Source organism: Marinobacter sp. LQ44 (assembly GCF_001447155.2).
Taxonomy (GTDB): domain Bacteria; phylum Pseudomonadota; class Gammaproteobacteria; order Pseudomonadales; family Oleiphilaceae; genus Marinobacter.
This window is the reverse complement of sequence record NZ_CP014754.1, coordinates 1,327,751-1,352,263: the sequence shown is the minus strand read 5'-3', so window position 1 is coordinate 1,352,263 and position 24,513 is coordinate 1,327,751. Positions and strand designations below refer to the sequence as shown.

Genomic DNA, 24,513 nt, shown 5'->3' with positions numbered 1-24,513 from the left:
CTAGCTGGCCTCTGGCACAGGCACAGGGTGGCGCCAGGCAACCAGGAAAATCATCAGCCCGGCCACGGCGGTTGCAGCTCCTACGTAGCCAGTGGATTGCCAGCCGAAGCCAGCGGTAATGGCCAGCCCGCCAAGCCATGGGCCAAGGGCGTTGGCGAGATTGAACGCGGCGTGATGGGAGGCGGCGGCCAGGGTCTGGGCGCCGGTGGCTACGTCCATCAGGTGGGTTTGCAGAGCCGGGCCCAGCGCCACCATCAATGCGGTCAGGAAGCAGACCACGAGTAACACCGGCAATGAGCCTGTGGCAGACGGAAAGACGCTCAGAATCATGGCGCTGAACACCAGGATCACGCCAACGGCCCGGAATTGCAGACGGTCAAACAGCCAGCCACCAAGCAGGTTGCCCACAAAACCGCCCATCCCGAACACCACCAGGGCCACCGGAATCCAGACCGCATCCACTCGGGTGACTTCCAGCAGCGTCGGGGCTAGGTAACTGAACACCGCGAACATGCCTGCGAAGCCGATAGCGCCAATGGCCAGCGCAAACCAGATTTGTGGTTTGTTAAAGGCGCGGACTTCGCTTAACGGGCTGTGCCTTTGTTCCTGCGGATTTTTGGGCAGGAACAGGGTAACCAGCACTACGGTGAGTAACGACACCAGGCCAACAAAACCAAAGGCATAGCGCCAGTCCATGGATTGCCCCATCACCGTGGCCAGGGGGTTGCCGATCAGCAGTGCTAGGGTCAGCCCCATCATGATCTGGCTCACCGCCTTGGCCCGCTTGTGTACTGGCACCAGCGAGGCTGCCACCAGCGCAGCAACACCGAAGTAGGCGCCATGGGGCAGTCCGGCGATAAACCGGAAAACCAGCAGGGATTCGTAATTGCTGGCCAGAGCGCTGGCCAGGTTACCCAGCGCGTAGAAGGACATCAGTAGTATGAGCAACTGCCGCCGGAAAAGTTGCGCACCGAGAATGGCCAGAATGGGTGCACCGACCACCACGCCCAGCGCATAGGTGGAGATAAGGTGGCCTACCTGTGGCTCAGAGACGCCGAGATCCTGGGCGACATTGGGCATCAACCCCATGATGGCGAATTCGCCGGTACCGATACCAAAGCCGCCCATCGCCAGCGCAAAGACGATCAGCCAGGTCGGAAGGCCGGATTCGGGGTTGTGGGTGGCGGCGCTCAATCTGATCTCCTTGATCCAGTCAGGGAAGAGAAAGCCCGCCATTGTCAGGATTGGGTGCTCTAACGGCTATAAGCGATTATGAGGATGGACGTTAGCTTACTAATTCAAGCCGTAGCGGCGTTCGCGCTCAAACCGGAAAAAGCCCTCTTCCTCTTCCCGTTCGATGGTCGGAGCAGAAAACCCGAAATGTTCCTGGCGAACGGCTTCTTCGGAGTAGCCTATCTGGCGGCGCAGATCGTTGATGGTTTGCTGGCGCTTGTCTGCAGGCAGGCTGGCAAGCTGCTGTTGCACGCTGTCCATGGCAAACAGGCCCGGACCAGTGTGGCATTGCCGTAGTCCACCGCCTCTCAGTTCTTGACCTGTCTCAAGTGGCGGTCAGCACTGGCTTGTATTTTTTCCATCAGCGTCAATTATAGGTAGTCAGAGAAACCTCTTTGGTCAGATGCGAGGAGCGCCATGGATTTCAAAGACTATTACGCCGTCCTCGGTGTGAGTGAGTCTGCCACGCCCGAGGAGATCAAGAAGGCCTACCGTAAGCTGGCGCGGAAGTACCACCCGGATGTCAGCAAAGAAGCCGACGCGAGCGACCGTTTTAAAGATGTGGGCGAAGCCTATGAAGTGTTGAAAGACCCCGAAAAACGGGCCGAGTACGACCAGTTGCGCAAGTACGGTGCCCGCGCCGATGGCTCATTCCAGCCGCCACCGGGCTGGCAGAGTGCCTCGGGCTTTGGCGGTGGAGGATACACCGAGGCCGACGCTCGCCAGTTCAGTGATTTTTTTGAGGAAATCTTCGGCGGTGGCCGGCGTGGAGGCTTCGGGGGTGGCGGTTTTCACCAGAGCATGAGAATGCGGGGCGAGGATGTGCATGCCCGGCTGGCCCTGTTTCTTGAAGAGGCTTTTAACGGTTGCGAGAAACAGGTGTCGTTCACGGTTCATGAACCGGATGACCATGGCCGCCTGATACCACGCCAGAAAACCCTGAAAGTAAAAATCCCTGCGGGCATGCGGGAAGGGCAGCATATCCGGCTGAAGGGCCAGGGCGCACCCGGAATTGGTGGAGGTGAGCCTGGCGATCTGTTTATCGAAGTGGAACTGGCGCCCCACCCTCACTTCAGTGTTGAGGGCCGGGATGTGCTGCTTACCGTGCCGATTTCGCCGTGGGAAGCCGCCCTGGGGGCAACGGTCACAGTGCCAACGGTGACCGGAAAGGTGAATGTGAAGGTGCCGAAGGGGGCCACCAGCGGGCGCAAACTCCGGCTCAAGGGCAAAGGCTTTCCGGGCAAACACCCGGGCGACCAGATTGTGGTACTGCAAGTGGCCATGCCCGAACAGCACACGGCGGAAGCCGAAGCACTCTACGAGAAGCTGGCTGAGCTGGAGAAAGGGTTCAATCCGCGCAGCAAGCTGCACGTGTGAGGGAGGCGAACATGACGAGTAAAGACCGGATTCTGATGGTGGAAGTCACCGACACCGATGGCAGCACCTTCTCGCTTCGGGAAATCTGCGAACGCGGGGGCTGCCATGCAGAGTTTGTGATCAAACTGGTGGACTATGGAGTCATCGCGCCACTGGACGAGGTGCCGGAAGTGCGCCAGTGGCAATTCGACGTGGCCGCATTGAGTCGCCTGCAGAAAGCGCTGCGCCTGCAGCGGGATCTCAAACTCAACCTGCCCGGGCTGGCCATGTCGCTGGAGCTGCTGGACGAAGTACAGGGCATGCGGAGGGAGGTGGACCGCCTGAACCAACGCATTCGTCAACTGATGGGCGAGTAGCGGTATTTTGTCCCGGGGGCTGAATGTCTGGTTCAGCTCCCGGACACGTTTCCAGAAACGATTCACGAAATTGTCATCTTCCTGAACTGGACAAATTTAAAATTTGGGATTATTTTCCTACTTAAATAGTTGGGAAAACATTCCCAAATAGTGTGGCGCTGAAAACAGCGCCGGATTCTGTCAAATCAGTCGGGAGAAGGAAGATGAAGCGCAACGGACTTTCAAAGGCGATCAAGTTGGTTCTGGTTGGTACCTTGGCCGGCGGTCTGGCCGCCTGTGGTGGGGGCGGCTCTGGCTCCTCCGGTTCAGTAAGCACCGGTGCCAACGCCGAGGGCACCAGTGTGGGTGCCGTCACCGGTTTTGGCAGTGTCTACGTCAATGGCACCCGGTTCGCCACCGATGGCAGCGTGAACAGCGACGACGGGATCGAGCGGGAGGACCAGCTGGAAAAAGGCATGGTTCTCAAGGTTAAAGGCAGCTGGGATTCACGTGGCGAGGGGCAGGCGAGTGATATCCGTTACGACGATACCCTCCGTGGGCCACTCACCGGCGCAATCTGGGACTCCGTTGCAGCTACGGGTAAATTGCAGCTGCTGGGGCAGACGGTTGCGCTGACCAACCAGACGGTATTCCGCGGGGCCACGCCGGTTGAGCTTGCGGCACCGCTTGCCAATTATCGGGTTCGGGTAAGCGGCTGGCGCCTGAATGACGGCAGCTTCCGGGCCAGCTTCGTGGGTGCTCGTTCGCTGGACTCGGATTTTGACGATTTGAATGAAGCTGAACTTGAAGGCGTGGTCCAGAACCTGAATGCGCAGTCGCAGACCTTCACCATCAACGGTTTCACAGTGGATTACACCAGCGCGGTCGCGGATGATGATTTCAGTCTGGACCAACTGGAGAACGGGCTTGTGGTTGAGGTGGAAGGTCAGCTCAACGCAGACGGCAATGTCCTGCTTGCCGAGGAAATTGATGATGAGGACGACCTGTTTGACGACAACGATGACGTTGAAATTTCCGGTGATATCTACGATTTCGATGCGTCTGCCCGCACCTTCCGGATTAATGGCGTGCTGGTTCAGCTGAATGCTGAGACTGAGTTTGACGACATCAGCGAGGGCAGCCTTCAGGATGGCGTGTTCGTGAAAGTCGAGGGTGATTTCCGCAACAACACTCTGCTGGCGGAAGAAGTGGAAGGCCGGGAAGGCGATGCGGAACTGGACGGCATCATCCAGCAGATCGATCTGGACAATGAGTTGCTGGTGGTCAGTGGCGTTCGCGTTCAACTCACCGCCAATACCCTGATCGACGACGATGACAGCGATAACGACCTGCGTAATCGGGTTGATGACATCAACGCCTTCAGCGTTGGGGACTATGTTGAGGTGGAAGGTCGTCAGCGTACTGATCACCTTGAAGCCTTCATCATTGAGCGGGAAGACAGCGACGAAGATGATAACTTTAAGCTGGAGGCCAGAATCGATGCCATTTCCGATACGTCGGTGACGGTGATGAATCTGGAAATCCTGCTGAATGGCTTCAGCGTTGCGGGCCTTCAGGTTGGTGATGAAGCCGAGGTTGAATACGCCCAGACCATCGGCGGAGAGTATGAGTTGACCGCAAACCCTGAAAACTGAGGTTGAAGGACACAGGTTGCGGGGGATACCGCAACCTGTGTCTGGTTTTCCGGGGCAAGATGGGAATACAATCCCAAATATGACTGATGCCAAATCCAATCCCCTGCACCAAGCGCTGTTCCGCATTTTGCGCCCGATGGCCAGGCTGCTGCTGCGCAATGGCGTTCCGTTCGGCGAGTTCTCTGAGCTGGTGAAAAGGGCGTATGTGGAGGCTGCGTTGGAAGATTTTTCCGATGGCCGCCGTAAACCGACCGATTCCCGGGCGGCCGTCATGACCGGACTGACCCGTAAGGAAGTACGCAAACAGCGGGAGATCCTGGCGGGCGAAAACCCGGTTCGGGAAACCACCTCCCACGCCAACCGGGCCTCACGAGTGGTCTCCGGCTGGGTTCACGACACCGGTTTCCAGGCCAGTAACGGAGAACCCGCTGCCCTGGTGTTTGAAGGCCCGGGCAGCTTCAGTGAGTTGGTTCGAAAATACAGCGGCGACATGACGCCACGGGCCGTACTGGATGAGCTGCAACGTGTAGGCGTGGTCAGTGTGGATGTGGACAGCGGCCAGTTGCACCTGAAGCAACGAGCCTATGTTCCCACCGGAGACAGCGAAGAAATGCTCCAGATCTTCGGCGAAGACGTATCAGATCTTGTAGCTACCATTGATCACAACCTGGTGAGCAGTGAACACGGGCAGCAACCCCTGTTTCAGCGAACGCTCACGTACAACGGTGTTCCACCAGACGTCATTAATGAGTGGCGCGAGCGTGCCGCAAGGCAGTCCCAGGCCCTGCTGGAAGAACTGGACAGCTGGTTAGGGCCTCACGACCGGGGAGTATCCGGCCAGGAGGGCGGCGAATCGGTACGGACCGGCGTCAGCATTTTCTATTTTGAAGAGCCGGTTCAGACGAACAAGAGCGGAGACGAATGATGATGGCTCTTAATGTCCCGACCGGACAGCCCCCGCGCTGGCAAACCACCGAACTGGTCAGCACGCTGCTTTCGCCGGGAGCCCGTCAGGTGGTGAGATACTGGCTGAGTTCCGAGCATTTCCTGGATGAGGAGAACCACCCGAGGGTGGTGCTTGCAACGCCCCATGAACCCCATTCCTTTGTTGACCTGGTGCAAATCGCCAACCCAAACCTGGTGCCTTCTGTCGTGCTTGCGGAACTGCTTCGAAAGGGCATTGTGGAAACCCTGGAGAGCGGTCACGTTCTGTTAAAGAGAAGCGCTTATGCTCCCTGGGGTGCTACCGGTTCACTGAGCCTGGGCAATTACGATGATTTTGTTGACATCGACAAGCTACGACGACGCCACAACGACAGCTGACGATCAGTGGCGGGCCCGGATGGCCTGCAGGAGAGAACAATGTTCAGAGCAGTAACGCTTCACAGAATGCTGAAACTCGCCGCCGCACCGATCGCACTCGGCGTGTTGAGTGCCTGCGGCGGCGGTGGCGGTGGTGGAGTCGGCGTTGCCGACGGCGGCATCCGAGGCACAGGCTCCAGCGTTGGGCCGGTTTCCGGTTTCGGCAGCGTCTTCGTCAATGGCGTGAGGTTTGAGACGGATGGTCGCGTCAGCAGTGATGACGGCATTGAGCGTGAAGACCAGTTACAGGAAGGCATGATCCTGAGGATCGAAGGCGAGTGGCGGGTTGATGGCCGAGGGAATGCGGAGTCGGTCGAGTACGACGATACCTTCCGTGGGCGTGTGGACAATCTGATTCAGACCCTGGATGCCGACGGTATGGTCGAATCGGTGCAGTTCACTATCTATGAGCAGACTGTGGTTGCCGACCAGCAGACGGTGTTCAAGGACATTACGCTTGAAACCCTGGCAGACGGCGCTTTCGTGCGCATCAGTGGCTGGCGTGAGCCGGATCCCAACGGTCGGTACCGGGCAAGCCACATTGGTTTGATGACGCAGGATGAAACCAACGTAGAGATTGAAGGCCGCATTGACAAGGGTTCATTGCAGCTGAATCTGAATCAGTTCAGCATTAACGGGCAGTTAGTCTCGTACACTGACAGTGCGTTCGTCGGGTCGCTGACGGAAGCCGATCTGGCAGATCTTCTGCTGGTGGAAGCCGAAGGTACGATCTCCAATGGCGTATTGATTGCCCGGGAAATCGACGAAGGCGAAACCCGTCGCTACCGTCGGGGCTCCGGCGATGACATTGAGTTCTCAGGCCCCGTGAGCACCGACTACAACGCATCGACCCGCTCCTTCCACATCAACGGCCTGATTGTCTTTGTCGATGACAATACCGAGTTTGATGATGGTTTGTCGGCCTCGGATCTGACCGCCGGCATGCTGATACAGGTTGAGGGGGATTTCCAGGACAATGGCTCCGTACTGGCTGAAGAAATTGAAGCTCGTGAAGGCAACGCGTCAGTAGACGGTGTCCTCGACGTCAACACGCTCAACTTCAACGACCAGACCTTCCGGGTTGGTGGTGTGTTGGTGCAGCTCACGCCACGGACGATCATCACCGACGATGACAGCGATCTGCGCCTGAAACTGGCGGACCTGAACGGCAGTTATCAGTTGGAAGTGGAAGGGATTGAGCGGCAGTCCGGCTCTGGCGTTGTGCTTGAAGCGATAAAGGTTGAGCGCAATGAGGAAGACAATGGGCCAGCGGCGGATCGTGAATATGAAAGCCAGGGTCAGCTCACGCACGTGCAGGGGACTGTGTTCACGGTACTGGGAATTGATGTGCAAACCACGATAGATACCCAGTTTGAAGGCACCAGCCGCGACGAGTTGATTGATGCCTTCGATGCCGGGCAGCGGCCGGTACTTGAAGTAGAGTATCGTGAGCCAACACCGGGCAACTTCGTGGCCGATGGAATCGAACTGGAAAGCGAAGACTGAGCCATGAACCACCTCGCCCACACCTTCCTCGCACCGGACTCACCGGAGGCGAGAGTGGGCAGTATCCTCGGGGATTTCACCCGGGGGCTGGACTGGGATCATGTGCCGGCGCCGGTGCTCGAAGGCGTGCGGCACCACCTGGCGGTTGATGTATTCACCGACCAGCATCCGCAGGTGCTGGCCAGCAAAAGCCTGTTCTCAAAAGAGCGCCGGCGCTTTGCCGGCGTGGCCCTGGATATCCTCTACGACCACTTCCTGCTCCGGCACTGGGAACAGTTCAGTGACTGGGACAAAGATACCTTTATCCGGACCGTATACCAGGAACTGCAAAGCCACCGGGCGCTGATGCCGGACAACATGGCTGTGGTGACCCGCCGCATGGTTGAACACGACTGGTTTGGCGCCTATCAGGATCTGGACAACATCGGTTATGCCCTCGACAGGGTGGCCGGCCGAATCCGCTTTGCTAACCGGTTTACCGGCATCATCGACGAAATTCGGGCCAACGAAGCCGAACTGGAAGGCCATTTTCTGGCCTTCTTCCCGGAACTTCAGGCCTTCGCCAACCGCTTTCCGGAATCATCCCATCAGGCGTGAACGGGCCTGCTGATATTCCGCTTCCAATCGCTGAACCAACGCCTCAACAGGCACCACATCATGAATCTGGCTCACACCCTGGCCGGCTGACCAGACCGTCTTCCACGCTTTGGCTTCATCGTCCATGGGCTTGAGTTTCTCGCCGTAATTCACATCGCCGGCCTGATTCAGCTTGTGCATATCAAAGCCCGCGGCTTCAAGACTCTGGCGCATAAAGCTGGCCGGTACACCGGACACCGCCGGGGTATGGATGATATCCGCTGATACGGCTTCGATGATCATGTTCCGATAGGCATCCTCTGCCTCGGATTCCTCGGTATTGATAAACCGTGTCCCCATATAGGCCAGATCCGCCCCCAGTGCCTGGGCTGCCAACAGATCCTCTCCGTGCGACAAACCGCCGGCCAGCAAAATGGTGCCATCGAACACCTCACGGATTTCATGCACCAGTACAAACGGGTTGGTGGTACCGGCATGGCCACCGGCCCCTGCACTCACGGCAATAATGCCATCCACCCCAGCTTCCGCCGCCTTACGGGCATGCTTCTGATTGGTTACATCATGGAACACCAGCCCACCATAACTGTGCACCGCCTCCACCACCTGGCTGGCCGCGCCCAGGGAGGTAATCACCATCGGCACTTTGTGCTTCACACAAAGCTCCAGATCCGCCTGCCAGCGAGGATTGGTGCGATGCACCACCAGATTAACCGCATAGGGCGCGGTAACTGAGTCCGGATGGGCCTGTCTCCATTGCGCCAACTCTGTGTTCATCTGAACCAGCCATCCCTCAAATCCCTCACTGCTGCGCTGATTCAGCGCCGGGAAACTTCCCACCACGCCCGCCTTACAGCAGGCCAGCGCCAGCCGGGGCGAAGAAATCAGAAACATTGGCGCGGCGATCAGGGGTAATGAAAGAGAATCTTTGAGCTGAACGGGCATTGGCATGATTGGTCCTTGATTTTTATTGGAACTTTCTCAGGATATAGGGGATCTTAGCCTGCCCGACGAGCAGTGGACAATCGTTCCAACGGGTGACAGGACAAAACAAAAGGAGCCCACCATGGGTGAAGCAAAAAGACGCAAACAAACCGGCGCCCCCGCACCGCGTAAGCACAGAAACAAGAAACCGGCCATCATCGGCATCTCGGTAGCGGTTGTCATTGCCGTAGCGGTAGCCGTGTACTTCCTCACCCTGCCGCCCAAACCAACCTCCGAGGCACTACCGGTAGCCGCCCCCAACGCATCAGACTTCCCGGCCTCCCTCGACCAATACGGCATCTCCATTGGCCCGGCAGACGCGCCCGTTGTCGTACGCGAATTCGCCGACTACCAATGCCCCGCCTGCGCCAGCTTCGCCTCAGCCAGCAAACGCCTGAAACAGGAATACGTAGACACCGGCAAAGTCCGCTTCGTCTATTTCGACCTGCCCCTACGCCAACACCAAAACGCCGTCCCCGCCGCCCAGGCCGCCCGCTGCGCCGGAGACCAGGGCCAATACTGGCCAATGCACGACAAACTCTACGACGCACAAAGCGAATGGAGCGGCTCCAACGACCCCGTCGCCACCTTCACCCGCTACGCCAAAGGCCTGGGCCTCGAAGAACGCCGCTTCCGCCGCTGCCTGACCACCGAACTCCACAAAGAAGCGGTAGAACAAAGCCTGCAAGTGGCCACCCAGATGCGCGTAATGAGCACCCCAACAGTGATGGTAGACAACATCCAACTAACCCGACCGGGTTGGGGACAGCTCTCCGCAGTAATTGAGCGCGAACTGGAAAAGGCGAATAACTAAGCACACGCCGCAATAAGTCCGACGGCAAACCGAAAAGTTAGCCACTGGGTGGGGAGAACTGTACAAAAGCCTACGGAGCCATGGATGGCGGAGCGGAGCGTACAGGGACGTATTCACAGCGTCTTTTGTACAGCTCTCCCCACCCAGTGGCGGGAACGCGGGAACAAAGGCACCCAAACTAAGTAAACCCCGACTTGCACCGAAACCCCAGTTGGTTAAACTTTGCCCCGTAACAAACATCAAACCATGCTCCGGATTTACGATCCGGCCCGCAGGAGAAACCATGAGCAACGAAATAGTCGTCTGCGCACTCTACAAGTTCGCAGTATTGAATGATTACAAAGACCTACGCCAACCCCTGCTGAACCTCATGCTGGAAAAAGACGTCCACGGCACCCTGCTGCTGGCACGGGAAGGCATCAACGGCACCATCGCCGGCAGCCGCCAGGGCATCGACGCCATCAAAGACTGGATCGCCAGCGACGAGCGCTTCGACGGCGTGGACTACAAAGAATCCTTCGTAGACATCCAGCCCTTCAAGCGCACCAAGGTCAAACTCAAAAAAGAAATCGTCACCATGGGCGTTGAAGGCATCGACCCCAAACGAGTGGTTGGCACCTACGTCGACCCCAAAGAATGGAACAACCTCATCTCAGACCCCGAAGTACTGCTGGTAGACACCCGAAACCAGTACGAAGTTGAGATTGGCACCTTCAAAAACGCCGTCAATCCGGCCACTGACACCTTCCGGGAATTTCCAGAGTATGTGAAACAGAATCTGGACCCCAGCAAACACAAGAAAGTCGCCATGTTCTGCACCGGCGGCATCCGCTGTGAAAAATCCACGGCGTACCTGAAAGAACAAGGGTTTGATGAGGTATACCACCTCAAAGGCGGCATCCTGAAATACCTGGAAGAGGTGCCCCAGGAACAGAGCCTTTGGCAGGGCGAGTGCTTCGTGTTTGACGACCGGGTAACCGTCAACCACAGCCTCGAACGTGGCGATTACGACCAGTGCCATGCCTGCCGCCGGCCCATCACCGAAGAAGACAAACAACGCCCGGAATACGAACAGGGCGTAAGCTGCCATCAGTGCATTGAATCACTGACAGAAGAACAAAAAGCCCGGTTCAAGGAACGTGAGCGCCAGATGCAACTGGCCCGGGAACGCGGGGAAGCGCACGTGGGTGGTGAAGCCGCCCGCGTTATTGCTGAGCGGAAGGCCCGCAAGAAGGCCGAAAGGGAAGAACAGGCCCGCAAAAGTCTGGAGGGGGAGAAAGTTCGTAAGGTTGTTAACAACTGAAAACTAACCCAACCAAGGAGATAACATGGGTATCAGAAAACCACTGGCAGTCGCATGTATGGCACTGGCCCCGCTGGCCCAGGCCCAGGACAGTGGCAACTGGACAGGGGAGGCAGAACTCGGTGTGCTGGTAACCTCCGGCAACACCGAAGAAACCAAAGTGAACGGTCGCCTGGGATTGCAGCATGAGACCCAAACCTGGCGCAACACCGGTGAGTTCAGCTCCCGTTACACAGAGACGGAAGATCAGACCACCGCTGAAGAGTACAAGGCGGCCCTCGAAGCTGATTACAAATTCGACGACAATCAATACTGGTTTGTGCGTGGCTCCTATGAAGACGACCGGTTCTCCGGTTATGACTTCGAATCCACCCTCACCACCGGTTATGGAAACCGTGTTTGGCAGGCAGGGGATCGTTCCTTCCTGGACCTCTCAGTGGGAGGCGGTTATCGCTACAACAAGCTGCGGCAGGAAAACCCCGATGGCCGGGATGTGGAAGAAGAGGCCATCGCCCGCCTGGCTGGCCAGTTCGATTACGCGTTGTCTGAAACTGCCCTGTTTCGCCAGAAACTGAGCACCGAGATTGGCCTGGATGAGAACAACACCATCAGCCAGTCCGAGACCTCGCTGCAGAGCAACATTGTCGGTAGCCTCTCCATGAAAGCGGCTTTCCGGGTAAAGCACGTGTCTGATGCGCCCGTTGGCTCAGACAAAACCGACACCGAGACCTCGCTCTCACTGCTGTACGGCTTCTGATTCCGGATTCCCGGAGCCAACGAAAAAGGGGCAGATGGTAAAATCATCTGCCCCTTTTTCGTTATCCAGAACCTCAGACGTTGTTCCGAAGTCCCAACTCATCCGGGTAGGGGGTCAGGTACTTCTGGGTGTGCAGATAATCCACCGGCTCCTTACGCTGGGCCAGTCGCAGTAGTGTCATCGGCACCACCAGTGGAATCTCGCCGCGCCGGTAAGCTTCAATCTGCTCCAGCAGCACCGCTTTCTCTTCCGCTGCCATCCCGTCTTTCAGGTAGCCCAGCAGATGCTGCATGGCATTCACGTGAGAACCCCGGCTTACGCGCTGGGTCATGGCTTCCATAAAGCCGTGAATGTAGCGATCCGCAATCTGCGCCAGCGGCTCGGCTTTCAGATCGGCGAGCATCGGGCCAAGCTGCCGGTAGATTTTTTCAGAGTGGGCCAGCAACGTGAACTTGTGGCGCTGATGGAACTCCAGCAAGGATTGCTTGGTCAGCTTGTCGCCGGCCACGTTCTGCATCCAGTCGTCGTAGGAGAACACGCGCTCAATGAAGTTCTCCCGCAACATGTCATCGTGCAGGCGGCCTTCTTCCTCCACCGGCATTAACGGGTAGGCCTTCATCAGCGCCTCGGCAAACATGCCACGGCCATCCCGGTGCATGAAATTACCTTCCGCGTTGTGAATCTTGATGCGCTCCATGCCGCAGCTGGGGGATTTCGCCATCAGGATGTAGCCACGCAGGTTGGCGAGCGAGGGCATCACCTCGGCAATGAAGTTCTGCATGCCTTCGGTGTGGTCTTTGGTGCCCTTGCTTTCCACCAGGTGCAGGCCGTCTTCGTGCTCGCGCAGGTGAATGGCCGGGCGGGGAACACCCAGGCCGGCTTCCAGTTCCGGGCAAATAGAGCGGAACTCAAAATGCTTGGCCAGCACCTGGGTGCAGTATCGGGAATGCTTGTGGCCACCGTCGTGGCGAACTTCCTTGCCGAGCAGGCAAGTGCTAATGCCAACAGGAATACCGGTCACTAAAACTCTCCAGCCGTTGGATGATCGGGTACTACACCACTATACGTTCTCTGAGTATAGCCCGATCAATTACAGACCCGGGGCTCCAGTTGAATGCTGAACCTCTGAAAGCCTCAGCTCAGGGCCTGCTCAATCAGCTGTTTCTGGTGCTCGGCAAATCCGCGAATCAGCGCCTGGGCCTTGTCGGCGTCTCTGGCCAGGACTGCCTGGGGAAGTTCCGAGAAAAACTGACTGGTTTGGGCCAGCCCCTGGCGATACCGCTCCGCGCTGAGATAGTAGGCGCGGCTGACCGCGGGTTTGAAGTTGGAAAGGGCTTCTGTCAGGTACGGGTTGTCCACCACCTTACAGCAGGCCTCCATCACCCCGAAACTGGCCTCCACCACCGCGGTAATGTCGGCGGCTGGTTGCTTTACCTGGTCCACCACCTGGGCCACCGCGTCCAGCATCATTGACTTGTCCGATTCCTGCCAACGCCCACACAGGCGGGCGGCCAGCATCATCAGCAGGTGCATGTACACGTCATACAGCTCTGAAGCGTAATCGGCGTTCAGTTTGGTAGCCGAGGCGCCTTTTCGGGGTGTGATTTCCACCAGGTGCCAGCGTTCCAGGGTATACAGCGCTTCCTTCACCGATGCCCGGCTGACTTTCAGTTCGTTCGCCAGGGTGGCTTCCTGAATACGCTCCCCGGGGCGAATCTGCCCGGTCATGATGCGCTCGGCCAGGAAATTGGCAATCTGTTCTGCCAGAGTATTGGGCACCTGAAAGTCCATAGGGGGGCTCTGTCTGCTCACTGTCGGGTTGTTAGACAAACGTGGAACGGCGGGAGTGTAGCACAGCCGGAGTAATGCCGGTCACTACCTTGAAATCTGTCTGTGGCGCACGCAGGTATATGTTCTGAATCCTCCAAACGTAAGGAAAAACCAACATGCCCAAGCATTTTGAGCAGGCCCCGGGCCTGTACGATGACCCCGTTCCCGAAACCGAAGGCTATGTCTTTAACCAGACCATGATGCGCATCAAAGACCCCGAGCGCTCCCTGGACTTCTACACACGGGTGATGGGCATGAGGCTGGTGCGTAAACTGGACTTCCCGGAAATGAAGTTCACCCTGTACTTTCTGGCCTATCTGGATGACAAGCAGGCCGAGTCTGTGCCGATGGATGATGCTCACCGCACAACCTACACATTCGGCCGGGAAGCCATGCTGGAACTCACCCACAACTGGGGCACCGAAGCCGACGCGGATTTTGCCTACCACAACGGCAACGACCAGCCCCAGGGTTTTGGCCACATCGGTATCGCCGTGCCCGACGTCTACGCCGCAAGCGAACGCTTCGAACAGCTGGGTGTGGAGTTTGTGAAAAAGCCGGACGACGGCAAGATGAAAGGCCTGGCCTTTATCAAAGACCCGGACGGCTACTGGATTGAAGTCCTGCAGCCGGACATGCTGGAAAAGCAGCGCAAAGGCAGCTGATTTCTACGCTGGTTAACCAGCCGGAACCCCGGTGTCAGTGCTCGGCACTGGTATCCGGGGTTTTGCCGTAGCGGGAGGCCACAATCACTGCGATGGTCAGAATCAGCGCTCCGGCAATACCTACCGGGCCCAGAACCTCTCCCAGAATCACCCAGGCCAGCAGCGCTACAAACAGCGGCTCCAGCGTCACGATGATGCTGGAAAGCGTGGCCGGAGTGGTCTTCATACCCGCGAAGAAACACAGGTAGCCAATACAGGTTGGCACCACGCCGATGTACAGCACCATCAACCAATGCGACAGCCCCAGGCTGGCGAGCCCGGCAAAGCCACCGGTAAGCGCCACTATCGGCAATAGCAGAATGGCGGCGGTCAGAAAACAGATAAAGGCCGTGGTAAACACCGGTGTGCCGGCGGAATTGTAGCGACTGGTGAGGGTAAAGCCGGTGTACACGGCGGCGGCAAGCAACGCCATCAGAATACCCGCAAGCCGCAAGGTGCCTGCGGTATCCATATCACTGGCCACCAGCATGCCAGTGCCGAGGATGGCCGCAAACGCCGCCGCCAGTGTCAGCGGGCCGGGCTTCTCGCCTAACATGGGTGCCGCCAGAATGGCCACCAGAACCGGCGGCAGGCACAGTGAGATGAGCGTAGCAATACCGGCCCCGGTCAAATCCACTGCCACCAGATAACTGCCCTGATAAAACGCCTGGAATAACCCCATTGCTGCTAATGGTAATAAGGCTTTGGCGCTGAGCCCGCGCAGTGAACTACCAGCGACCTTCTGGCCGGGATGTTGAACTTCCAGCTGTCGCTGTTCCCGCCGCATCAACAGGTAGAAAAACGGTAACGCAACCACCAGGCGCAATAGCGCAAGCGTAATGCCGGTCAACTCGGTGCCGGTAAACAGGAATTTGGCAACTATGCCCGTGGTGCCCCACAGCAGGGACGCAAACGCGATGAGTAAAGCGCCATGAATCATGAAAGTGGCCAACGCAATGAATGTAAAGCCAAAAAGGGTAACAGTGGCTGGCAGTTGGCGCTATAGGGGAAAGAACGGGCAGCCAGGGCTGCCCGGAGGGCTTAAACGCTTACTCGGCAGACAGCCGATCGGCATTGCGCTCAACGGTGCGTGCACCGATGCCTTTCACATTGGCCAGGTCTTCCACAGACTGGAAGGGACCGTTTTCAGTGCGGTAAGCCACAATGGCCTCGGCCTTGCTTTCGCCAATGCCATTCAGGGTGGCCAGCGTGGCAACGCCCGCCTGGTTGATGTTAATGGTAGCCGGCTGTTCAGCGTGGGCGAAGCCTGTGACCAGAGAGAACAGCAGAACGAGGGTAGCCAGAATGCCTGTGTGTTTCATCGGAGAACTCCTTTTTAAAGACGTTGTTATGAGACGTCAGGAGTAACAAACCGTGGGTGTGGGTAATGGGCTGGAGCGATGAGAGAAACGGTAAAACGGTAGGCTGTGTAAGTGCACGGAATGGGACCACAGTCCGTGTAGTCCTCAAATTCCGTGGCTGACCCCTGCCTGATCCATCAGGCGCGCATCATCCTGAGCACTTCGTCCTTGCGTTCGTCCCTGTAAGCCCTGTTCCATTGGGCAACTCCGGTTCCGTGGAGTTTCCATCCCTGAGCCAACGTCCGTGCTGGCTTGTCATCCCTGACAATGCTCATTCTACGCTTGGCCGGTTCATTAAGAATCGGACATCTGCCTGTCGGTGTGTGCGATATTTCCTACAGCGCTGTGAGCCTGCTGGTGAACCTAAGTTCATTGTTTCGCTACACTTTTTGGGCAATTTCTTGCCCGCCACGATGGGCTTCAGCGGCCTCTTTTATCTTCTCCATGGTGATTTCCCGCACCGCTTTCTGGCTGGACCGGATGTGCCGGGTCAGCCGGTCGGCGGCATCGGTAGCGTGGCCGGTGCGAAGTGCTTCCAGAATCTGAGCGTGTTCTATATAGGTGGCATCCACCCGGTCATCCCGGGTGAAATCCAGCCGCCGGATAATCCGCAGGCGGTCGGTAATTTCCCGGTGAATGCGGGTCATCTCCCGATTGCCGGCGGCGGCCACCAGGTCGCAATGAAAGCTCTCGTCCAGCGCCCGCACGGTGCTGCCCACGGCCCGTTCGGAGGGGTGGTCCGGGTTCCAGATGGCAATCAGGGTGCGCAGGGTTTGGGGTTCTTCGGGCCGGGCGCATATTTTGTGCATGGCGGCCCGTTCGAGGGTAATCCGCAAGTCGTAGAGTTCTTCCACCTGCTGAAAGTCAAAGGGCTTAACCTGCCAGCCGCTGCGAAACAGGACATCGACGTAGCCTTCCCGTTGCAGTCGGTACAGGGCCTCGCGAACCGGTGTCCGGCTGGCGTTCAGGCGGGCACCCACGTCGCCCTCGCTGAACTTGTCACCGGGAATCAGGCGGAACTCAAAAATATCGTCCTTCAGGGCTTCGTAAACCCTGTCTGCCATGGAGGCCTTTCTTTTGGTGGTCGTTTTCATTTTCGGAGTTTGCCCTTTTTTGGGGGTGTCCTCTTGTTTTGGAGTTTGGCGCTGGGTTTTGGGGATTGGGGAGGCCTTTCAAAAGACGCCGTGAATACGTCCATGTAGGCTTGAGTGCGACATCCCTGTCGCACACACTTTTGAAAGGCCTCCCCAATCCCCAAACCCGACTCCCTAAGCCTGCGAGAGGTGATAGCCGCAATCACAGGAGCCAGCCAAGCCGATGTGCGGGAACCCCTCCACAGACTGTGCGCAGCATGGATGCTGCGCTCAAGCCCCCATGGATGGGTTCACGGCGTGTCTGTGGAGGGGTTCCCGCACAGCGGCGCTATCACCCAAACAGCAGGCCAGCACCAAAAGCGCCGATCTCCCAAGCCAGAAACCAACATCCATCTAAACCTCAATGCTTAGCAGGGGCTCCCCGGGAGTAACAGACTTACCAGGCTCCACGTGCATGGCACTGATGGTGCCAGACAGCGTCGCATTTACCTCGAACTCCATCTTCATAGCCTCTACGATCACCAACGGATCACCCTCCGCCACCGTATCCCCCGGCTTCACCAGGCACTTCCAGATATTCCCGGCAATCTCCGCGCTCACCAACTCCCCAAACCGCTCCAAGTCTGAGGTATCCGGTTTTGGCGGGGCCTTGGCTAGGCGGTCGAGTTCTTCGGCTTCGCTCTCCTTCCACAAAGCCACCTCTTTAGCATAAGCCGCCTGCTGCAGCTTGCGGAACTCGGCGATGGAGCTTTCGTTGGCGTCCAAAAAGGCCTGGTGGGATTTCAGATCGAAGGTTTCTTCTTCGATTTTGATTTCCAGCTTGCCGGCGCGGAACTGGTCGCGCATTTCCGTCAGTTCGTCTTCGGTGACCGGGTAGTAGCATACCTGATCAAAGAACCGTAACAGCCAGGGGGCGTCTTCGGCGAATTGTTTGTTTTTCAGGTATTTGTTCCAGATCGGCAGGGTTCGGCCCACCAGCTGGTAGCCGCCGGGGGAATCCATGCCGTAGATGCACATGTAGATGCCGCCGATGCCTACGGTGCCTTCGGCGGTGTAGGTTCTGGCCGGGTTGTATTTGGATGTCAGCAACCGGTGGCGTGGGTCCAGGGGCACGGCGCAGGGGGCGCCGAGGTAGACGTCGCCCAGGCCCAGTACCAGGTAGCGGGCGGAGAAGAGCACGTCTTTGACGTCGTCCCGGCTGGGCAGGCCGTTGATGCGTTGCATGAAGTCGACGTTGTTGGGTAGCCAGGGCGCGGTGTCGCGGACCGACTGGCGGTATTTCTCCACGGCTTCCAGGGTGGCGCTGTCTTCGAAGGCCATGGGCAGGTGGATGACCCGGCTGCGCACTTTCAGTTCGTCGGTGGGCGGCAGGGTGGCTTCCAGGTCCAGCAGGTAGGTCATCAGCGCTTCCTGGGACAGCAGGCGGGCGTCGTACCTCAGCTGCAGGGAGCGCACACCGGGGGACAGTTCCAGCAGGCCGTTGGGTTGTACATCGGCGATGGCTTCCATCAGGGCGTGGATGCGCATGCGGGCGCCCAAATCCAGTACGTTGGCGCCGTATTCCAGCAGAATGTACTGGTCACCGGCCTGGCGGTAGGTCACTTCCGGGCGGCCGTCGGTTTCGTTCAGGCGCGCCAGGATGGTGGCAGACAAACCGTTCAATGGCGCCAGGTCAGGCGCCACCAGGGTGACCGCCGGCGGGGCCATCAGGCTCTTGATGGCCAGTTCCTGGCGTTCGGCCAGTTGCACCGCCGTGTCGTTATCAATCGCTACAAACCGGATGGTGTCGCCGGGTTTTACCTGGCCGACTTTCCACAACTCGGCTTTGGCGATGGTCACCGGGCACACGAAACCGCCCAGGCTGGGGCCGTCTTTGGTGAGGATGACCGGCATATCACCGGTAAAGTTGATGGAGCCGATGGCGTATTCGGTGTCGTGGATGTTGGACGGGTGCAGGCCCGCCTCGCCGCCGTCTTCACGGGTGAATTCCGGTTTCGGGCCATTCAGGCGGATGCCCAGGCGGTTGGAGTTATAGTGTACTTCCCAATCCTGCTCGAAGAACTTCTCAATGGATTTTTCCGAGAAGAAATCCGGGGCGCCGTGGGGGCCATAGAGCACGCCGATTTCCCAGTGGTTGGGGTAATCCGGGATAAGGTCCGGGTCTGCCGGGGCGGGGTCGTGGGTTGGCCCCGGGGTGGTGCAGGCGGGCAGTTCCAGCTGGCTGATGCCGAGCATGTCGCCTGGGCGCAACGGGCGGCCGCCGTGGCCGCCAAACTGGCCCAGGGCGAAGGTAGACCGGCTGCCCAGGTACACCGGCACATCAAAACCGCCGCGTACCGCCAGATAGGTACGGCAACCTTTGATGGCCTTGCCCACGGCCAGTACCTGGCCGGCTTTGACGGTAATGGGTTTCCAGAATTCCACCGTTTTGCCGTCGAGGGTCGCGTCTGTAAGCGCACCGGTCAGCGCTACTACGGAATCCTTGTGGAATTTCAGGCTGGGGCCGATCAGTGTGGACTCCAGGCCGGCGGCGTCGTTGTGGTTGCCGACAATCCGGTTGGCAATGCGGAAGGCGTAGTCGTCCATCGGGCCACTGGGCGGTACGCCGATGTTCCAGTAACCCACACGGCCAGGGTAATCCTGCACCGTGGTGTAGGTGCCGGGTTTCAGCACTTCCGCCACTGACGGCTTGAACTCGAAGCTCTCCAACGCGCGGGTGGAGACAATGCCATCCTCAAAACTTTGCTGGGCCACCACCTGGCGCAGGTAATCCAGGTTGGTGGCGATGCCCATCAATCGGGTTTCCGCAAGCGCCTGGCGCAGTTTGGCCAGCGCGTCGGCCCGATTGGTGCCGTGCACAATCAGCTTGGCGATCATCGGGTCGTAGTGGGCGGACACTTCACTGCCGTTTTCCACCCAGGTATCCACCCGCACGCCGTGTTCCGGCCAGTACACATCGGTCAGTTCACCGGGGGAGGGCTGGAAATCTTTCAGCGGATCTTCCGCGTAAATGCGCACTTCCATGGAGGCGCCGTTCAGTTCCGGCTGGAAGCTGGCCAGGTCCGGGCTTTCGCCGGCGGCGATTTTCAGCATCCACTCGATCAGGTCCAGGCCGGTGACAGACTCGGTCACCGGGTGCTCCACCTGTAAGCGGGTGTTCACTTCCAGGAAGTAGAATTCGTCCCGGTCGGCATCGTAAATGTATTCCACGGTACCGGCAGAGCGGTAATTCACCGACTGCCCGAGGGAGACGGCGGCATCCAGCATGGCCTGGCGCGTGGCGGCCGGCAGGTTAGGCGCCGGCGTTTCCTCTACCACCTTCTGGTTGCGCCGCTGCAGGGAGCAGTCCCGTTCGCCCAGGGCCACCACGTTCCCTTGGCCATCGCCGAACATCTGCACTTCCACATGGCGGGCCCGGGCGATGAAGCGTTCCAGGAACACGCCGCTGTCGTTAAAAAAGCTCTGGCCCTGGCGGCGCACGGTTTCGAAGGCATCCCGCAGTTCGCTGTCGCTGTTGCAGCGGGTCAGGCCGATGCCGCCACCGCCGGCGGTGCTTTTCAGCATTACCGGGTAGCCCAGGCGCTCGGCGGTTTGCAGGGCTTCGTCCAGGGTTTCCAGCAGGCCGCTGCCCGGGGCCAGGGGCACGCCAGCGGCTTCCGCCAGTTCACGGGCCCGGTGTTTCAGGCCGAATTCGCGCATCTGTTCCGGGGTGGGGCCGATGAACACAATGCCTTCGGCCTCGCAGGTTTCGGCGAAGTCGGCGTTCTCGGACAAAAAGCCGTAACCGGGAATGATGGCTTCCGCGCCGGTTTGTTTGGCCGCCGCCAGAATCTGGGCCTTGTCCAGGTAGGTTTCGCTGGCGCCTTTGCCCACCAATGCCACGGCTTCGTCGGCGGTGGTGACGTGCAGGCTGTGGCGGTCTTCATGGGAGTGAACCGCCACGCTGCCGATGCCCATGGCTTTCAGGGTGCGAATGGTGCGAACGGCGATTTCGCCTCGGTTGGCGATGAGGACTTTTTTGAACATGTTATTTAATCTCCGGAGTAGGTGGGGTCAGACCCGCAGGGTCTGACCCCGATGCGCATCATTGGGGGGCGGCGGCCCCGGATTTGATAAAGGCGCGCCAGCCGCCGAATTCGGTGACGTCTCTGGCGCCGGTGAAGCCGTAGCCTTCGCAGATAAAGCCGTTTACCCAGCGGCCATCGGCCAGCTCAACATTGCCGATGCCGAGGGGCGCGGGGATCAGGTCGACGAAGGAGCCGAATTCCGAGGCGGCCATTTCCCAGACTTCCAGCACAATTTCGGAGCCGCCGTCTTCCACCCGCTTCAGGCCCGGTTTGGGCGGAGTGGTGTTGGGCAGGGCGTACAGGCGGTAATTGGGCGTGGTGGTGGTTTGCTCCAGCAGCCGGGCCTTGCGTTCGGTAAGCTGGGTGTTCAGGGGCATGCCGGATAAATGGGCGCCGACTACCGCTACCTGAATGGTCGGAACGGCCGGTTGGTAAGTAACCACTTCCTCCGGTCGGGCTTTATCTGTGGCGCCCAGGGGTGTTGGGTGGGCATTCAGCCACTGGCTGGCCAGGGTTTGCAGTTCCCGGTCTTTCCAGGCACCGCTTATCAAGGTCACGCCAAAGGGCAGGCCGTCGTCCCGGAAGCCGGCGGGCACCGCCAGGGCGCACAAATCCGCCAGGTTCACGAAATTGGTGTAAGTGCCCAGCTGGCTGTTCAGCGATACCGGGTCGGCATTCACGGCTTCAATGGTGGGCGCGATCGGGGCAGTGGGCACCAGCAGGCCATCCACTTCTGCCAGCAGCGTATCAATCTGCCGCAGCAGCTCTTCCTTGCGGTACTGGGCGTTGAAGGTGTCGGTGGCGGTGAAGTTCCCGGCCTTGCTGATAATGGAACGCACCGTCTCGTTCATATCGCCGGCGTGGCCTGCCATAAACCCTTGCACCGCCGCATGGCGCTCGGCCACCCACGGGCCTTCATAGAGCAGGGCGGCCAGTTCCAGCAGCGGGCTGAAATCCAGGCGCACCAGTTCCACACCGGCGGTATCCAACTGGCGCCATTGGCTCAACGCGGTATTCCAGGCCGCTTCCGCCTGCTGGTCACCAAAGAACTCGGGGTGTTCAGGAATGGCCAGGCGCTGCACCGGGCCGGGGCGGCGAATGGCGGGGGCATCCAGGGGCAGGGCGCTGGGCGCTTTCCGGGAAAAGGCGTCGGCTTTATCAAAGCCGGCCATCACCTCAGCCACCCGTGCGGTATCGGCAATGGTGAGGCCGAACACCGACACGCAATCCAGCGACCGGCACGCCGGTACCACACCGCTGATACTGAACAGGCCCTTGGTGGGCTTTAACCCCACCAGGTTATTCAGGCCTGCTGGCACCCGGCCGGAGCCTGCAGTGTCGGTACCCAGGGCAAAGGGCACCAGGCCCCGGGCCACCACCGAGGCAGAACCGGAGCTGGAGCCGCCGCTGACCATCTTCGGGTTAAAACTGTTGGGCACGGCACCGTAAGGGGACCGAGTGCCCACCAGCCCGGTGGCGAATTGGTCCAGATTGGTTTTGCCAATCACCACGGCGCCAGCGGCTTTCAGTTTGCGCACCACGGTGGCGTCTTGCTCGGGGGTGTAGGCAAAGGCCGGGCAGGCGGCGGTGGTTTCAAAGCCGGCGGCATCAATATTGTCTTTCACCGCGAACGGAATGCCATAAAGCGGTAACTGCTCCAGATCACCGTCAACGGTTTCCAACTGGTCCGCCAGTTCGGCCATAGCCTGGTGGAAGCCGTCTGCGCCCAACCGGGAGATCCAGGCGTTGTCGTCACCTTTCAGGTAATCCAGCAGTTTGCTGATCAGAGCTTCCGGCTCGGCGCCTTCTCTATAGGCCTGTTGCCAGTCTGCGATCGTCCATCCAAGGGTGGTTGGCATGGGATGTTGTCCTCATGTGTGGTCAAACTTGTATACATGAGCAATGGCAAGCTGCGTGCCAGACACCGGATAAACGTCACTATTTCAATAAAAACAGTTGGTTAATGGTTTTTGCATGATAGTTGGGCAAAACCGGCATGCACCAGTAAGGCGCAGAATCACGCCAGAAGGCACCAAAATCAGGCCTTAATCCGGGTAAATTACCGGCCATAGCGGCTTCTGGTTAGCTTGTATACTAGATAACTTGTTGGTTTTTGGTGCTTTTTGTAGGAGTTGGAACGGCAGATGCAATCACCCCGTTGCGTTTGACGACTTATAACCCAACGAAAAGGACGCACAACATGAGCATCAAAAAACACGTGAAAATGGGCCTGTCTGCACTGGCACTGTCTGTCTCCTTCCACGCCATGGCGGCGGAAGACCCCATCAAAGTGGGCATTCTGCATTCCCTCTCCGGCACCATGGCTATCAGTGAAACCGCACTGAAAGACACCATGCTGATGCTGATCGAAAAGCAGAACGCCGAAGGCGGTGTACTGGGCCGCAAGCTGGAGCCGGTAGTGGTAGACCCCGCCTCCAACTGGCCGCTGTTCGCTGAGCGGGCACGGGAACTGCTGGAGAAAGAAAAAGTAGACGTGATTTTCGGAAACTGGACCTCGGTGTCCCGTAAATCCGTGCTGCCGGTGGTGGAAGAGCTGAACGGCCTGCTGTTCTACCCGGTGCAGTACGAGGGTGAGGAATCTTCTGAAAACGTCTTCTACACCGGCGCTGCGCCCAACCAGCAGGCCATTCCGGCGGTGGATTACCTGAAGAACGACCTGGGCGTTGAGCGCTGGGTACTGGCCGGCACCGATTACGTGTACCCGCGCACCACCAACCGCATCCTGGAAACCTACCTGAAAGACCAGGGCGTGGCCGATGCGGACATCATGATCAACTACACCCCGTTTGGGCATTCCGACTGGCAGTCCATCGTTTCCGACATCAAGAGCTTCGGCAGCGCCGGCAAGAAAACCGCCGTGGTTTCCACCATCAACGGTGATGCCAACGTGCCTTTCTACCGGGAACTGGGTAACCAGGGTGTTTCCGCCTCCGACATTCCGGTGGTGGCCTTCTCCGTGGGTGAGCAGGAGCTTTCCGGCATCGACACCGCGCCGCTGGTGGGCCACCTGGCCGCCTGGAACTACTTCATGAGCGTGGATAACGAAGCCAACTACGACTTCATCGACGCCTGGGTTGAGTTCAAAGGCGACGAAAAAGCCGTCACCAACGACCCGATGGAAGCCCACTACATTGGCTTCAACATGTACATCGAGGCGGTGAAGAAAGCCGGCACCACCGATGTCGACGCCATCAAAGACGCGATCATCGGCGTAGCTGTGCCCAACCTCACCGGCGGCATTGCCACCATGATGCCCAACCACCACATCACCAAGCCGGTGCTGATTGGCGAGATCCAGGACAACGGCCAGTTTTCCGTGGTCTGGGAAACGCCGTCTACTGTGGCTGGCGATGCCTGGTCTGACTTCCTGCCGGGTTCCAAAGACCTGATCAGTGACTGGCGCGCCCCGCTGCGTTGCGGCAACTTCAACGTAGTGACCGGCAAGTGCGGTGGCTCTGCGGAAGTGGCTTCCAACTAAGCGACCCAACCGGGCAGGTGAGCGTGCCTGCCCGGCTT

The 24,513-nt window shown here is 58.8% G+C and carries 22 protein-coding genes; 12 read left to right on the top strand and 10 right to left on the bottom strand.

All coding sequences use genetic code 11. From position 1 onward, the window contains the following. Together ASQ50_RS06390 and ASQ50_RS21365 are read right to left on the bottom strand one after the other, a co-directional pair. A complete protein-coding gene (locus ASQ50_RS06390) occupies nucleotides 1-1,236 on the bottom strand; it encodes an MFS transporter (RefSeq protein ID WP_058092740.1) in 1,236 nt (411 codons plus the stop codon). Nucleotides 1,237-1,293: 57 nt separating this feature from the next. After that, nucleotides 1,294-1,494 carry a hypothetical protein gene (locus tag ASQ50_RS21365; protein WP_058092741.1) on the bottom strand — a complete coding sequence of 67 codons (201 nt, stop codon included), beginning with the start codon at nucleotides 1,492-1,494 and terminating at the stop codon, nucleotides 1,294-1,296. A 156-nt stretch (nucleotides 1,495-1,650) separates the two neighbouring features. On the opposite strand from ASQ50_RS21365, the gene ASQ50_RS06380 reads away from it, so the two are divergent. The 7 genes from ASQ50_RS06380 to ASQ50_RS06350 all read left to right on the top strand — a co-directional run bounded on the left by ASQ50_RS06380 (nucleotide 1,651) and on the right by ASQ50_RS06350 (nucleotide 8,065). Beyond that, nucleotides 1,651-2,610 (top strand): DnaJ C-terminal domain-containing protein, encoded by a 960-nt coding sequence (locus tag ASQ50_RS06380; protein WP_058092742.1) that lies wholly within the window; start codon nucleotides 1,651-1,653, stop codon nucleotides 2,608-2,610. Between the two features lie 11 nt (nucleotides 2,611-2,621). After that, nucleotides 2,622-2,966, top strand: a complete 345-nt coding sequence (locus ASQ50_RS06375; protein ID WP_058092743.1) for a chaperone modulator CbpM — start codon at nucleotides 2,622-2,624, stop codon at nucleotides 2,964-2,966. A gap of 203 nt (nucleotides 2,967-3,169) precedes the next feature. Beyond that, nucleotides 3,170-4,600 carry a DUF5666 domain-containing protein gene (locus tag ASQ50_RS06370; protein WP_058092744.1) on the top strand — a complete coding sequence of 477 codons (1,431 nt, stop codon included), beginning with the start codon at nucleotides 3,170-3,172 and terminating at the stop codon, nucleotides 4,598-4,600. A 79-nt stretch (nucleotides 4,601-4,679) separates the two neighbouring features. Beyond that, nucleotides 4,680-5,525 carry a DUF6502 family protein gene (locus ASQ50_RS06365; protein WP_058092745.1) on the top strand — a complete coding sequence of 282 codons (846 nt, stop codon included), beginning with the start codon at nucleotides 4,680-4,682 and terminating at the stop codon, nucleotides 5,523-5,525. Then, nucleotides 5,522-5,923: a hypothetical protein gene (locus ASQ50_RS06360; RefSeq protein WP_058092746.1), complete on the top strand. Its 402-nt coding sequence runs from the start codon at nucleotides 5,522-5,524 to the stop codon at nucleotides 5,921-5,923. Before ASQ50_RS06365 ends, ASQ50_RS06360 begins: the two co-directional genes overlap by 4 nt. Nucleotides 5,924-5,962: 39 nt before the next feature. Next, nucleotides 5,963-7,468 carry a DUF5666 domain-containing protein gene (locus ASQ50_RS06355; protein WP_058092747.1) on the top strand — a complete coding sequence of 502 codons (1,506 nt, stop codon included), beginning with the start codon at nucleotides 5,963-5,965 and terminating at the stop codon, nucleotides 7,466-7,468. 3 nt (nucleotides 7,469-7,471) lie between these two features. Next, the gene (locus ASQ50_RS06350) at nucleotides 7,472-8,065 is read left to right on the top strand and encodes an ACP phosphodiesterase (RefSeq protein ID WP_058092748.1); all 594 of its coding nucleotides are present in this window, start codon (nucleotides 7,472-7,474) and stop codon (nucleotides 8,063-8,065) included. Here ASQ50_RS06350 and ASQ50_RS06345 read toward each other — a convergent pair. Then, nucleotides 8,048-9,013 (bottom strand): NAD(P)H-dependent flavin oxidoreductase, encoded by a 966-nt coding sequence (locus ASQ50_RS06345; protein ID WP_058092749.1) that lies wholly within the window; start codon nucleotides 9,011-9,013, stop codon nucleotides 8,048-8,050. The two genes, ASQ50_RS06350 and ASQ50_RS06345, sit on opposite strands and share 18 nt — an antisense overlap. Nucleotides 9,014-9,128: 115 nt before the next feature. Here ASQ50_RS06345 and ASQ50_RS06340 point away from each other — a divergent pair, with 115 nt between their 5' ends. The 3 genes from ASQ50_RS06340 to ASQ50_RS06330 all read left to right on the top strand — a co-directional run bounded on the left by ASQ50_RS06340 (nucleotide 9,129) and on the right by ASQ50_RS06330 (nucleotide 11,920). Continuing rightward, nucleotides 9,129-9,860, top strand: a complete 732-nt coding sequence (locus ASQ50_RS06340) for a DsbA family protein (RefSeq protein ID WP_058092750.1) — start codon at nucleotides 9,129-9,131, stop codon at nucleotides 9,858-9,860. Nucleotides 9,861-10,143: 283 nt separating this feature from the next. Further along, on the top strand, nucleotides 10,144-11,163 hold the full coding sequence (locus tag ASQ50_RS06335) for a rhodanese-related sulfurtransferase (RefSeq protein WP_058092751.1): 1,020 nt from the start codon (nucleotides 10,144-10,146) through the stop codon (nucleotides 11,161-11,163). Nucleotides 11,164-11,188: 25 nt separating this feature from the next. Then, nucleotides 11,189-11,920, top strand: a complete 732-nt coding sequence (locus tag ASQ50_RS06330; protein WP_058092752.1) for a YdiY family protein — start codon at nucleotides 11,189-11,191, stop codon at nucleotides 11,918-11,920. A gap of 73 nt (nucleotides 11,921-11,993) precedes the next feature. On the opposite strand, the gene ASQ50_RS06325 is transcribed toward ASQ50_RS06330, so the two are convergent. Then, nucleotides 11,994-12,941, bottom strand: a complete 948-nt coding sequence (locus ASQ50_RS06325; protein WP_058092753.1) for a YbgA family protein — start codon at nucleotides 12,939-12,941, stop codon at nucleotides 11,994-11,996. 113 nt (nucleotides 12,942-13,054) lie between these two features. Next, nucleotides 13,055-13,711, bottom strand: a complete 657-nt coding sequence (locus tag ASQ50_RS06320; RefSeq protein WP_058092754.1) for a GntR family transcriptional regulator — start codon at nucleotides 13,709-13,711, stop codon at nucleotides 13,055-13,057. Nucleotides 13,712-13,866: 155 nt separating this feature from the next. Here ASQ50_RS06320 and gloA point away from each other — a divergent pair, with 155 nt between their 5' ends. Continuing rightward, nucleotides 13,867-14,415, top strand: coding sequence for a lactoylglutathione lyase (gene gloA, locus ASQ50_RS06315; RefSeq protein ID WP_058092755.1), 549 nt, complete (start codon nucleotides 13,867-13,869; stop codon nucleotides 14,413-14,415). A gap of 34 nt (nucleotides 14,416-14,449) precedes the next feature. Here gloA and ASQ50_RS06310 read toward each other — a convergent pair whose 3' ends face one another. The 5 genes from ASQ50_RS06310 to atzF all read right to left on the bottom strand — a co-directional run bounded on the left by ASQ50_RS06310 (nucleotide 14,450) and on the right by atzF (nucleotide 22,835). Next, nucleotides 14,450-15,394 (bottom strand): DMT family transporter, encoded by a 945-nt coding sequence (locus tag ASQ50_RS06310; RefSeq protein WP_058092756.1) that lies wholly within the window; start codon nucleotides 15,392-15,394, stop codon nucleotides 14,450-14,452. Between the two features lie 109 nt (nucleotides 15,395-15,503). Continuing rightward, nucleotides 15,504-15,776, bottom strand: a complete 273-nt coding sequence (locus ASQ50_RS06305; RefSeq protein ID WP_058092757.1) for a ComEA family DNA-binding protein — start codon at nucleotides 15,774-15,776, stop codon at nucleotides 15,504-15,506. 419 nt (nucleotides 15,777-16,195) lie between these two features. After that, nucleotides 16,196-16,879 carry a GntR family transcriptional regulator gene (locus tag ASQ50_RS06300; protein WP_227513268.1) on the bottom strand — a complete coding sequence of 228 codons (684 nt, stop codon included), beginning with the start codon at nucleotides 16,877-16,879 and terminating at the stop codon, nucleotides 16,196-16,198. 423 nt (nucleotides 16,880-17,302) lie between these two features. Then, on the bottom strand, nucleotides 17,303-20,935 hold the full coding sequence (gene uca / locus ASQ50_RS06295; RefSeq protein WP_058092759.1) for an urea carboxylase: 3,633 nt from the start codon (nucleotides 20,933-20,935) through the stop codon (nucleotides 17,303-17,305). A 58-nt stretch (nucleotides 20,936-20,993) separates the two neighbouring features. Next, nucleotides 20,994-22,835, bottom strand: a complete 1,842-nt coding sequence (gene atzF / locus ASQ50_RS06290; RefSeq protein ID WP_058092760.1) for an allophanate hydrolase — start codon at nucleotides 22,833-22,835, stop codon at nucleotides 20,994-20,996. 341 nt (nucleotides 22,836-23,176) lie between these two features. Between atzF and urtA the strand changes: the two genes are divergently transcribed. Then, complete coding sequence (gene urtA, locus ASQ50_RS06285) at nucleotides 23,177-24,475, top strand: urea ABC transporter substrate-binding protein (protein WP_058092761.1); 1,299 nt, start codon at nucleotides 23,177-23,179, stop codon at nucleotides 24,473-24,475. The last annotated feature ends 38 nt before the right edge of the window (nucleotides 24,476-24,513 follow it).

Coding starts and splice junctions, on each gene's coding strand:
- ASQ50_RS06390 (WP_058092740.1), bottom strand. CDS start 1,236: ATGGCGGGCTTTCTCTTCCCTGACTGGATCAAGGAGATCAGATTGAGC.
- ASQ50_RS21365 (WP_058092741.1), bottom strand. CDS start 1,494: ATGGACAGCGTGCAACAGCAGCTTGCCAGCCTGCCTGCAGACAAGCGC.
- ASQ50_RS06380 (WP_058092742.1), top strand. CDS start 1,651: ATGGATTTCAAAGACTATTACGCCGTCCTCGGTGTGAGTGAGTCTGCC.
- ASQ50_RS06375 (WP_058092743.1), top strand. CDS start 2,622: ATGACGAGTAAAGACCGGATTCTGATGGTGGAAGTCACCGACACCGAT.
- ASQ50_RS06370 (WP_058092744.1), top strand. CDS start 3,170: ATGAAGCGCAACGGACTTTCAAAGGCGATCAAGTTGGTTCTGGTTGGT.
- ASQ50_RS06365 (WP_058092745.1), top strand. CDS start 4,680: ATGACTGATGCCAAATCCAATCCCCTGCACCAAGCGCTGTTCCGCATT.
- ASQ50_RS06360 (WP_058092746.1), top strand. CDS start 5,522: ATGATGATGGCTCTTAATGTCCCGACCGGACAGCCCCCGCGCTGGCAA.
- ASQ50_RS06355 (WP_058092747.1), top strand. CDS start 5,963: ATGTTCAGAGCAGTAACGCTTCACAGAATGCTGAAACTCGCCGCCGCA.
- ASQ50_RS06350 (WP_058092748.1), top strand. CDS start 7,472: ATGAACCACCTCGCCCACACCTTCCTCGCACCGGACTCACCGGAGGCG.
- ASQ50_RS06345 (WP_058092749.1), bottom strand. CDS start 9,013: ATGCCAATGCCCGTTCAGCTCAAAGATTCTCTTTCATTACCCCTGATC.
- ASQ50_RS06340 (WP_058092750.1), top strand. CDS start 9,129: ATGGGTGAAGCAAAAAGACGCAAACAAACCGGCGCCCCCGCACCGCGT.
- ASQ50_RS06335 (WP_058092751.1), top strand. CDS start 10,144: ATGAGCAACGAAATAGTCGTCTGCGCACTCTACAAGTTCGCAGTATTG.
- ASQ50_RS06330 (WP_058092752.1), top strand. CDS start 11,189: ATGGGTATCAGAAAACCACTGGCAGTCGCATGTATGGCACTGGCCCCG.
- ASQ50_RS06320 (WP_058092754.1), bottom strand. CDS start 13,711: ATGGACTTTCAGGTGCCCAATACTCTGGCAGAACAGATTGCCAATTTC.
- gloA (WP_058092755.1), top strand. CDS start 13,867: ATGCCCAAGCATTTTGAGCAGGCCCCGGGCCTGTACGATGACCCCGTT.
- ASQ50_RS06310 (WP_058092756.1), bottom strand. CDS start 15,394: ATGATTCATGGCGCTTTACTCATCGCGTTTGCGTCCCTGCTGTGGGGC.
- ASQ50_RS06305 (WP_058092757.1), bottom strand. CDS start 15,776: ATGAAACACACAGGCATTCTGGCTACCCTCGTTCTGCTGTTCTCTCTG.
- ASQ50_RS06300 (WP_227513268.1), bottom strand. CDS start 16,879: ATGGCAGACAGGGTTTACGAAGCCCTGAAGGACGATATTTTTGAGTTC.
- uca (WP_058092759.1), bottom strand. CDS start 20,935: ATGTTCAAAAAAGTCCTCATCGCCAACCGAGGCGAAATCGCCGTTCGC.
- atzF (WP_058092760.1), bottom strand. CDS start 22,835: ATGCCAACCACCCTTGGATGGACGATCGCAGACTGGCAACAGGCCTAT.
- urtA (WP_058092761.1), top strand. CDS start 23,177: ATGAGCATCAAAAAACACGTGAAAATGGGCCTGTCTGCACTGGCACTG.